Origin of the sequence: Hoylesella enoeca JCM 12259, assembly GCF_000613405.1 — a bacterium.
GTDB classification, from domain to species: domain Bacteria; phylum Bacteroidota; class Bacteroidia; order Bacteroidales; family Bacteroidaceae; genus Prevotella; species Prevotella enoeca.
Window position 1 is genome coordinate 1 of sequence record NZ_BAIX01000063.1, and the last position, 9198, is coordinate 9198.

The 9198-nt window shown below is 46.8% G+C and carries 11 protein-coding genes and 1 pseudogene; 7 read left to right on the top strand and 5 right to left on the bottom strand.

Annotation, left to right across the window (positions count from 1 at the left end):
• Positions 1-89 precede the first annotated feature (89 nt).
• The 3 genes from JCM12259_RS11785 to JCM12259_RS11795 all read left to right on the top strand — a co-directional run bounded on the left by JCM12259_RS11785 (position 90) and on the right by JCM12259_RS11795 (position 2522).
• Positions 90-296 carry a hypothetical protein gene (locus JCM12259_RS11785; protein ID WP_025066600.1) on the top strand — a complete coding sequence of 69 codons (207 nt, stop codon included), beginning with the start codon at positions 90-92 and terminating at the stop codon, positions 294-296.
• A 36-nt stretch (positions 297-332) separates the two neighbouring features.
• Positions 333-1895, top strand: a complete 1563-nt coding sequence (locus JCM12259_RS11790; RefSeq protein WP_025066601.1) for a hypothetical protein — start codon at positions 333-335, stop codon at positions 1893-1895.
• A 213-nt stretch (positions 1896-2108) separates the two neighbouring features.
• Entirely contained in the window at positions 2109-2522 is a 414-nt protein-coding gene (locus JCM12259_RS11795) for an HU family DNA-binding protein (protein ID WP_025066324.1), read from the top strand.
• Between the two features lie 506 nt (positions 2523-3028).
• On the opposite strand, the gene JCM12259_RS11800 is transcribed toward JCM12259_RS11795, so the two are convergent.
• From JCM12259_RS11800 to JCM12259_RS11820, 5 genes are read right to left on the bottom strand one after another with little or no spacing between them, the layout of a single operon-like run.
• Positions 3029-3505: a hypothetical protein gene (locus JCM12259_RS11800; RefSeq protein ID WP_025066602.1), complete on the bottom strand. Its 477-nt coding sequence runs from the start codon at positions 3503-3505 to the stop codon at positions 3029-3031.
• A gap of 13 nt (positions 3506-3518) precedes the next feature.
• Entirely contained in the window at positions 3519-4139 is a 621-nt protein-coding gene (gene ruvC, locus JCM12259_RS11805) for a crossover junction endodeoxyribonuclease RuvC (protein WP_025066603.1), read from the bottom strand.
• A gap of 9 nt (positions 4140-4148) precedes the next feature.
• A complete protein-coding gene (locus JCM12259_RS11810; RefSeq protein WP_025066604.1) occupies positions 4149-4793 on the bottom strand; it encodes an MBL fold metallo-hydrolase in 645 nt (214 codons plus the stop codon).
• A 5-nt stretch (positions 4794-4798) separates the two neighbouring features.
• The gene (gene rsmG, locus JCM12259_RS11815) at positions 4799-5419 is read right to left on the bottom strand and encodes a 16S rRNA (guanine(527)-N(7))-methyltransferase RsmG (protein ID WP_025066605.1); all 621 of its coding nucleotides are present in this window, start codon (positions 5417-5419) and stop codon (positions 4799-4801) included.
• 8 nt (positions 5420-5427) lie between these two features.
• Positions 5428-6222 (bottom strand): RsiV family protein, encoded by a 795-nt coding sequence (locus tag JCM12259_RS11820; RefSeq protein WP_025066606.1) that lies wholly within the window; start codon positions 6220-6222, stop codon positions 5428-5430.
• Positions 6223-6288: 66 nt separating this feature from the next.
• Here JCM12259_RS11820 and JCM12259_RS11825 point away from each other — a divergent pair, with 66 nt between their 5' ends.
• From JCM12259_RS11825 to JCM12259_RS15410, 4 genes and pseudogenes are all read left to right on the top strand, one after another.
• Positions 6289-6936, top strand: coding sequence for an HAD family hydrolase (locus JCM12259_RS11825; RefSeq protein WP_025066607.1), 648 nt, complete (start codon positions 6289-6291; stop codon positions 6934-6936).
• Positions 6937-6958: 22 nt separating this feature from the next.
• Positions 6959-7779: pseudogene (panB, locus tag JCM12259_RS15405) on the top strand (3-methyl-2-oxobutanoate hydroxymethyltransferase).
• Between the two features lie 25 nt (positions 7780-7804).
• Complete coding sequence (locus JCM12259_RS17430; protein WP_234396606.1) at positions 7805-8089, top strand: MFS transporter; 285 nt, start codon at positions 7805-7807, stop codon at positions 8087-8089.
• A gap of 47 nt (positions 8090-8136) precedes the next feature.
• Complete coding sequence (locus JCM12259_RS15410; protein ID WP_234396607.1) at positions 8137-8979, top strand: MFS transporter; 843 nt, start codon at positions 8137-8139, stop codon at positions 8977-8979.
• The last annotated feature ends 219 nt before the right edge of the window (positions 8980-9198 follow it).

Below are 9198 nucleotides of genomic sequence, written 5' to 3' on the forward strand. Positions count from 1 at the left end.
AGAGTTCCCTTTGTTCTCTTTTTCATGCCCTTTTTCCAACCCGGCAAGGGGGAAAACTTCACGAATTATTCACTCAAAACATAGCGATTATGAATCAAAAACAATTAGAGAGATGGGCTTACGCGAAGCCCGCAATGGAGGCCATCCGCTTGGAGCCTCACAGCGAATTAATGGACACCTCGTTCCCCAACAGTGGCGGACACAACAAGGCTAGGGATGATGGAGACGACCTGAGTGCCAAACAGGGGTGGTTCGATGATGAAGAAGAAGACACCCCGCAGCATTGGAGTATTTAACAAACAAGAGCGTTTAAAACTAAAAGAACAGACAAGATGAAGACAAACGCATTATCACTGCTTGCCATCGCCGGCCTACTATCTTTTGCTGGCTGTGCAAGCGACGACACAGAGAATAAAGACAACGAACAAGATCCGGGGTCCGATGGCTTGACTGCCTTTGTCGTAGAGGATAACGGTGCCCAAACTCGTACCTCGGCTGAATACGACGGATCGGGCCTAAACTTCTATTGGACAGCAGGCGACCGTCTTTGGGTAAACAACACGGCTGCATCTCCGGCTTTAAAGCAGGACGCAAGCAACAACATCACAGGCAAGTCGGCCACGGCTCGCTTTTGGTTCGACGGCACTTACACTGCCACGAGTTATCCCGTACGCTACACAGGTAAAAACGGTGCATCAAACAAAGTGACCATCAAAGCCGCGCAATCACAAACCGTTCCCAATGATGCGAGCCATATCGGCGAAGACGGCGATTGCGGAACGTCAACAGCAACCAAACCCACAGGCAGCGAGGCATACGGCTTCACGCTCAACCACGAAGCTGCCTACGCCACCTTCCTGCCGTACAATTCAAATAGATTAGTGGCCGATTTCGTCATTCAAAAGATCACAATGATTGCCGACCAAGCCCTTTGCGGAACATTCGACTTCAACGACAACGGTATCGATACCGGCTCACGTCCCGCGCCCACAACAACGAACCGAATTATAGAACTCACGTTAAATGACTTTGCCATTCCCGCTACGGCTACTCCTACGACCAACGCCGCTACCGCAGTCATCGCTCCGGGTAACTACACCAACTTCACGGTGGTTTACACGCTTCACAACCCCACAACCAACCAAACCGGAACTGTTACGAAGCAATATCCCGGCACCGTGACTTTCACCAAAGGCAAGAACAAAAAGATTTCACAAAATCTGCTAACCAGTACCTATTCCAATGACGGTTATTATATGTGGGATGCTCAGCAATGCTACTGGTACGGCCATCTTGATGCCAATGGAAACATTGACAATCAAAATAATTACCCTCACAGCAAAGCAGCCGATCCTGATCGTTGGTATAACGACATGCAGGGTTACAGCGATCCTACCGGCATAGCTCCCGCCGAACTTCCTTCAACAGCACACTTCCAGGTTCTTCCCAACGCCAACGAAATAGGCTGGTACATACAAGGTGGCGATCCCCATTGGGACGATACTCTCGAACTTTGGGCGTTCATGGGACATTTATACAAAGGCGGCATGTGGCTGAAGAAAAAAGCCTATATTTCCGGTTACACAGCAGAGCATGCTCCTAATGGTACTGATTACACCAAAAGTACCAGCTCTTTCGATTACGTTTACGAAAATAATTCTATTACACAAGGTAAGCCTGCTGCAAGCATATTAAGTAATTATTTCTACCTGCCCGCGCTAGGCTACTACAGCGGCTATACGCACTATGAGTTTGGCAGTTCTGGCTACTATTGGAGCAGTACGCCGTACCCGCAAAACTCAGCACTTGCCTATGACCTGGTATTCAACAGACACGTTATAATAGGGGATAGCAATAGCCGCGACTACGGCAATCCGCTGTGGCGCGCCGAGTAGCTACGGGAATTCATTTCTGTCCCGTCCCATCTGAACAGTAGGAAATCATTGCATGCACTCATCGAAATTAGTGCATGCACTAAATAGAAACAGTGCATGCACTGATTTGAAAGAGTGCATGCACTGATCTCAGAGAGAACATACATTTATCGCGGCCAGTGCGTGCACTGATTCGGACTGGCCGCTATTATTCATCTTAAAAACACAAAAATTATGGCAAACAGACCTTTGCAGTACATCCTGAAACTGCGCAAACTGAAAATGAGAGACAAGAACAACAACGAAGAAGTGCAGATCGCCGTGGCCACAGGACGCGAGCGAGTGGATTTCCGCACGCTTTGCAATGCTGTGGCGAAGAACACGACTTTCTCGCCCCAAGAAGTGGGGGCCGTGATCAACCAGGCCATTTATACGGCGCGCGATTTCGTGGCCAACGGCGACACAGTGGAGTTCGGCGATATGGGTACGCTGATTCCTTCGTTCAAGAGCAAGGCCGTGCCCAAGGGGACGAAATTCAATCCCAAGGAGCATATCCTCAAGCCGATTCTCCGTTTGGTGCTCTCGAAGAAGTATTTTGAGCTTAACGATGTGAGCTACGAACGAGTAGCGAAGCCAGCGAAGCCGTAGGCTTCGCAATGTTGAATTTTGACCGTTGAATGACGAATGGTTGCGCGCCTTGCGCGCAATTTAGAATTTATCATTTATAATTTATCATTGCGCGAAGCGCAATAATTCAACATTCCTAACTCCTAATTCAACATTCAACAGTTCCTCATTTTGTTCTATTAAAATACCATTCGCATGGCGGATGGTATTTTTGTTTTATAGTTAATGGAATCGCCTTCTTGAAATGTCTTTAAATTAAAAACTCCCGGACAGGTAAAACGAGTTGCTCAACTGAAAAACGGTGAGTTGGGCAACAGAAAACGGTGAGTTGGGCAACAGAAAACTGTGAGTTGAGCAACAGAAAACGGTGAGTTGGACAACAGGTAACGGTGAGTTGGACAACAGGTAACGATGAGTTGAAGGGCTGTATCATTCAACCTTTTGACAGGTCTTTCTCTTTGTACTGAAAAAGACAACGCCCGGAAGTGATGCGAGATACTTCCGGGCGTTGTTGGATTCAGGGTGAATCAGCGTTTAGACATCTTTCGACTCACTTCCTCTTTGGCTTTGATCCAATCGGTGTCGAGCGAGAAACGCGTCAGATAGTCCTCTCTGTTGTAATAGCTTAATACCAACTCTTTGTCATCATCGTTGAAGAGCGGATTGTGAATCGTGGCTTCCTTGTAAATGTCGGTGATGAGCTGTTTGTTTTTCTTGCTTTTTGTCTTAGACAGCGCTGTTATATATGAGTTGACGAATTCATACATAGCATAAGCCTGGCGGTCGATAGTCGACATCTTGGTATCAGGCTTTTGCTCGCGAGTCTTCATCAGCAGATAGTTCAGTTCGTCTACTTTGAATTGATATACACGTCTTGTACTCAGATCTTTTGTTTTGTCTGCTGCGCCAGCTTTTGACAGGCGGAGGATTTCTTTGTACACGTTTTGTGCCGGAACATGGATTGTGGCTAAGCAGAGTGCAGCCATGAGAATCATCTTCTTCATAATCTCTAATCTTTTAAATGGGTTTATTGATGTTGATTTGATTGTTTCGTTGTTTGTCTGTGGAATGTAGACACGCCACTTTATTTTGATTTCTGCGGACGAAATCTTTCCATCCGTGATAATGGGTGTCGGTTTCTGGGCGCCCCATCTGCATGAAGTGGCAATAAGCCGCGGCCAATGCGTCAGTGGCATCCATGAATTTCGGCATTTCGGTTTCGTCGAGATGGAGGAGTCGTTTCAGCATTCCGGCCACTTGTTCTTTGCTTGCCTGTCCTTGCCCCGTGATTGCCATCTTGATTTTTAACGGTGCATACTCGTGTATGGGGATGTCGTGGTGGATGGCGGCAGCGATGGCTACGCCTTGCGCACGGCCTAATTTGAGCATCGATTGCACGTTTTTGCCGAAAAATGGAGCTTCAATGGCGAGTTCGTCGGGCAGATATTCGTCGATGATTCCCGTCACGCGCTCGAATATCCGGCCCAATTTGAGATAAGAGTCGCCTAATTTTCTCAGGTCGATTACGCCCATGGCCATCATCTGCGGTTTGTTGCCGACGATCTTGATAACGCCGTAACCCATCACATTGGTTCCCGGATCGATGCCTAAGATGATTTTTTCGTTTACCACTTGCATGATGATTTGTTAGCGGTCGAGATAAGGATTGCCGGCCACTTCTGTGCCGATGGTGGTCTGATCGCCATGTCCCGGGAGGATGACTGTCTTGTCTGGGAGTTGCGAAATCATCCTTAGACTCTGGATTAATTGGAACATACTGCCACCGTCGAAATCTGTTCGGCCCACGGAGTAATGAAACAAGGTGTCGCCGGAAAAAGCGACATGTTCTTCGGCACAGTAGTAGAAAACTCCGCCGGGCGAGTGACCGGGGGTGGCGATGATGGTGAATGTGTGGGTGCCGAACATGATCTTGTCATCGTCGTTGAGGTATTTCCCAACGGGCGGAAGCTCCTGATTGAGTTTCATTCCAATGATTCGCTCGGCTTGTTGAGCGAGATTATCCATCAAAGGTTTGTCGTTACAATGCACTTCGGGCTGCAAACCAAACTCCTTGAAGATCGTGTCGTTGCCAAAGTTATGATCGAAATGTGCGTGTGTGACCAACAGATGCTTCGGTATCAACTGATTGTTACGAATGTATTGCACGATGGTGGTGCGCTCTTCGGGATAAAAAGCGCCGCAGTCAATGATGATACATTCGCGCGTTTCATCATTGACCACGTAGCAATTCTCCTGCAACATATTGCAGATAAATCTCTTGATGTTCAGCATTTTGTTCAGATTGGGACGTAAATAACATTCTTTTCCTTGAACCACTCTTCTTTGAACAGCGTGTGGATGGGCGTCACTTGCGCGATCTTTTTATATGGCATCACTTCATGTGTGACGTCTCCGCCTTTGAGACAAAGCACTCCGTTGGACAACGCATTGTGCTGATCGTTGGCTATGTTTTTACGTATGATCTTCATGAGATCGGTCAGTTTCATGACGGCCCGACTCACAACAAAGTCGTATTTGCCTTTTTCTTCTTCGCCTCTAAGATGTTCGGCGATGACGTTTGGCAGTCCGATTGATTTTGAAACCTCTGTGGCAACACGTATCTTCTTACCTGTCCCGTCAATGAGCTTGAATTGGCAGTCGGGAAACAAGATCGCAAGCGGAATGCCGGGAAAGCCTCCTCCTGTGCCGAAATCGAGTATCCGAGTGCCTGGCGTGAAGTGTAACACCTGACCGATGGCCAATGAATGGAGCACATGATGCTCGTAGAGATTGTCTATATCCTTGCGGGATATTACATTGATCTTGGCATTCCAGTCTCTGTATAGATCTGAGAGGGCCTCGAACTGGTGTTTTTGCTCTTCGGAAAGATGGGGAAAGTATTTCAGAATTTCATCCATTGCGCGGTCTATTTCAATAGTCTACGAAGCTCGTCTTTATCAATCTTAACCCGAATTTCACCCACGGCGTGCGGTGCAATTTCGTCTTCGCAATAAATAAATGTAATATCGTCGTCGTCAAGAATAAAGTTGTCGGGGATATAAACATGGTTATCCGTAAATAGGTTTTGCTTGTTGAGCCCTTCCAATCCATCGGTTTTGAAACGCTCGGCGAGCTTTTCCACGATTTTGTCTTTCAACGATTGTTCGTAACCCGGTACGAAAATATCGCTCAATCGGATGAGTTTGCCCGTTCGTGTATCGAAATTTTTAACCAAGGTTTGGTCGATTCCATGTGCTCCACCGGCATAAGTATAGATTGAAGCGATGTAAACCAGAATATCGTCAGCATTGTTACGGATTTGCGTTTTTACGTGATAAGCGCAATTATAAGAGGCTCCGTGTTCGCGATCTTCACGATAAAGTGCTCCGAAATCTGTCTTATAATCATTGATATAACGCCGCACAAATGAGTCGACAGCCTGCTGCATATCGATTGGTTTGCCAGAAAGCGACAGATAATCCGGTGTCAGCAATCCCGATCGTAAGAGAGAGTTGTTGATCGTCTGACCTTTCCCACCTTTGAAATATTCGATATGGAGCGACACCTCACACTTCGGACCATTGCTCTCATGCAAATGATATGTAGAGTCGACAACGATCGAGTCGATGTTCATTCCATTGATTTTCGTTATCGATTTCTGATTATCCGAACACGAACAAATGGCTAAAACGATTGAGAGGATTACTATAAAATTCCGCATAACCGCGGCAAAGGTACTAATATTTTCCGTACCTTTGCATGCAACTTACATAAAATTGTCATTTGAATGTATAAAGTTGCATTGTTTGATTTGGATGGGGTAGTATTTAATACAGAGCCTCTCTACACGCAATTTTGGAGTGAAATCTTTCGGAAATATTATCCCAAACAGCCTGATTTGGCCGAGTGCATCAAAGGGCAGACGTTGACTCAGATTTATGAGAAGTATTTTCAAGACAGGGAAGAGGTGCAACGGGAAATCACACAAAAGCTCGATGCGTTTGAGCGAGAGATGAACTTCCGATATATCCGGGGATTTGAAATGTTTTTGTCTGATCTGAAACGCCGAGGTATTCGGTGTGCTGTGGTGACCAGCAGCAATCGAGTGAAGATGGAAAATGTATATCGGAAACGTCCGGAATTTAAAGAGATGTTTGATCGAATACTCACGGCCGAAGATTTCGCAAAGAGCAAACCCGATCCCGACGGTTATCTGAAAGGGGCCGAATGGTTTGATGCGATGCCGTCGGAATGCATTGGTTTCGAGGATAGTTTCAACGGATTGAAAGCTGTGCGGGCTGCGGGAATGACGGTGGTGGGGCTTGCCACGACCAATCCTGCAAGCGAAATCGTTCCGCTTTCGGACGTTGTCATCTCGGATTATGCTGACTTAGACTTCGAAAAATTATGTAACTTACTTTCAGGTTCTCATTAATTTACATTAATTTTGCACGCCAATGAGCGGATATTTAACGATAAACAGTAAAAAGATTACCACCCGGAGTTTCTTTGAAATGAAGCAACGGGGCGAAAAAATAGCGATGCTCACGGCTTATGATTTCACCATGGCATCGCTCATAGACAACTCGGGTATTGATTGTATTCTGGTGGGCGACTCGGCCTCTAACGTGATGGCGGGCAACGAAAACACGCTCCCCATCACTGTCGACGAAATGATTTATCATGCACGCAGCGTGAAACGGGCGGTGAAGCGAGCTTGGTGATCTGTGATATGCCTTTTGGCAGTTATCAGATTAGCCGTGAAGAAGCGCTTCGCAATGCCGTTAGGATCATGAAAGAAACGGGTGTCGACGCTGTGAAAGTAGAAGGCGGAGCCGATATTTTAGATACCGTCAAGGCGTTGATTGCGGCCGGAATCCCTGTCTGTGGCCATCTCGGACTCACACCGCAGAGCATACACAAGTTTGGAGGATATGGAGTTCGCGCCAAGGATAAGGCCGAAGCCGATCGCCTTTTGGCTGATGCGCAGGCTTTGGATGTAGCCGGATGCTTTGCCATTGTGTTAGAAAAAGTGCCCGCAGAACTTGCAGCCAAAGTGACGGAAGCTGTCTCCTGCGCCACGATTGGTATCGGTGCGGGTTGCCAAACAGATGGACAGGTTTTGGTGTCGACCGATATGCTTGGGATGACTAACGCTTTCCGGCCTCGCTTTTTACGCTTATATGCCTCGCTGTCAACGATTATTTGCGATGCAATCAACCGTTATTCAGAAGATGTCAAGCAGTCGGCTTTTCCCAGCGAGGAGGAGAGCTACTAACGACGCGTGTTAAAAGGACTGACGAATGGATACACAAAACACACCGATTCATATTCGATTATGGCATAAAGACTTTTGGGTTTTGGCCTTGGCTAATTTGTTGCTGACAACAGCCGTATATATGTTGATCATCGCTTTGCCCGAGAGTTTGCTGCACACGTTGCGGTTATCTCCGCAGGAAACAGGTGCAGTGATGGGAGCTTACGGCGTGGGCTTGTTTCTGTTAGGCCCATTTTGCAGTTGGCTTGTGCAAGAATACCGTCGCAGCAACATTTGTGTGGGGGCAGTTGCGTGGTGGTCGGCGTGTTGATTGCCTTTGGATATGTTCAACGTTATTATGTTGAATGGCATCTGAATGTGACCATTCTGATTGCACTACGTCTGATTTTAGGAGCAGCTTTCGGACTTGCACAGATGGTGTTGTGCAGCACATTGGTGATCGACAAATGTGAATCGTTTCAGCGCACAGAAGCCAATCATCACGCCTCATGGTTCGGTCGGTTTGCCCTCTCCATCGGTTCGTTGTTTGCTATCATTCTTTTACAAGCCCATTACAATGTTTATATAGCCGCAGCGATCACGGCCAGTCTTTCGATCGCATTAATCAAATCTGTCAGATTCCCGTTCCGAGCTCCCGAAGAGAATGTCAAACACATGGCGCTCGATCGATTTTTCTTGCCACAGGGCAAATGGTTGTTCCTCAATTTGATGCTGATGACAATGATTATCGGACTCGTTATGACGATCGAAACCACCGTGTTGTTTTATGTAATGATCATGGCCGGCTTCCTCTTGGCGCTGCTTTCGGAGAAATTCGTGTTTGCCGATGCTGATTTAAAGAGCGAGACGGTGACCGGACTCATTGTTATTGGCACAGCTCTGTTGCTGATTCTCAACCGTCAATATACCGTTGCCGTCTACATCGCTCCATTTCTGATCGGGTTCGGAATCGGTATTATCGGGAGTCGTTTCCTCTTGTTTTTCATTAAGCTAAGCCGTCATTGCCAGCGCGGAACATCCCAAAGCACGTTTATGCTTGCGTGGGAATCGGGCATCACCCTGGGCATATCTTTGGGATACGGTTATTTTTATGGCAATAGAGCACAGCTGATCATTTGTTGTTTGGTTCTCACAGTCGTTTCGTTATTCCTCTATAATCTCTTTGTTCATCCATGGTATATGAAGCACCGCAATCGGTGAGAACGGAGGAAAATGGCGTATTGAATGATTGCGTTGCCGCGCAAAGTTGATCCCCCTTCCATAATCTTTTCAATAAAAGTTTGCATATTCAGAATATTCTATCTACCTTTGCCCCCAGTTTTCTTAGCCCCCTAAGTTAGGGGGATGGGGGGCTGAACAATTAAAGAATATGACAACAAAAGCAAATATAACCAGCAGCAGCACGGCGATGCAAAAGAA

What these genes read in the sequence shown, in the direction of transcription:
- rsmG (WP_025066605.1), bottom strand. Translation starts at nt 5,419, where the DNA reads ATGGATGAAATTCTGAAATACTTTCCCCATCTTTCCGAAGAGCAAAAA.
- JCM12259_RS11800 (WP_025066602.1), bottom strand. Translation starts at nt 3,505, where the DNA reads ATGAAGAAGATGATTCTCATGGCTGCACTCTGCTTAGCCACAATCCAT.
- JCM12259_RS11825 (WP_025066607.1), top strand. Translation starts at nt 6,289, where the DNA reads ATGTATAAAGTTGCATTGTTTGATTTGGATGGGGTAGTATTTAATACA.
- JCM12259_RS11795 (WP_025066324.1), top strand. Translation starts at nt 2,109, where the DNA reads ATGGCAAACAGACCTTTGCAGTACATCCTGAAACTGCGCAAACTGAAA.
- JCM12259_RS11810 (WP_025066604.1), bottom strand. Translation starts at nt 4,793, where the DNA reads ATGCTGAACATCAAGAGATTTATCTGCAATATGTTGCAGGAGAATTGC.
- ruvC (WP_025066603.1), bottom strand. Translation starts at nt 4,139, where the DNA reads ATGCAAGTGGTAAACGAAAAAATCATCTTAGGCATCGATCCGGGAACC.
- JCM12259_RS11820 (WP_025066606.1), bottom strand. Translation starts at nt 6,222, where the DNA reads ATGCGGAATTTTATAGTAATCCTCTCAATCGTTTTAGCCATTTGTTCG.
- JCM12259_RS11785 (WP_025066600.1), top strand. Translation starts at nt 90, where the DNA reads ATGAATCAAAAACAATTAGAGAGATGGGCTTACGCGAAGCCCGCAATG.
- JCM12259_RS11790 (WP_025066601.1), top strand. Translation starts at nt 333, where the DNA reads ATGAAGACAAACGCATTATCACTGCTTGCCATCGCCGGCCTACTATCT.
- JCM12259_RS17430 (WP_234396606.1), top strand. Translation starts at nt 7,805, where the DNA reads ATGGATACACAAAACACACCGATTCATATTCGATTATGGCATAAAGAC.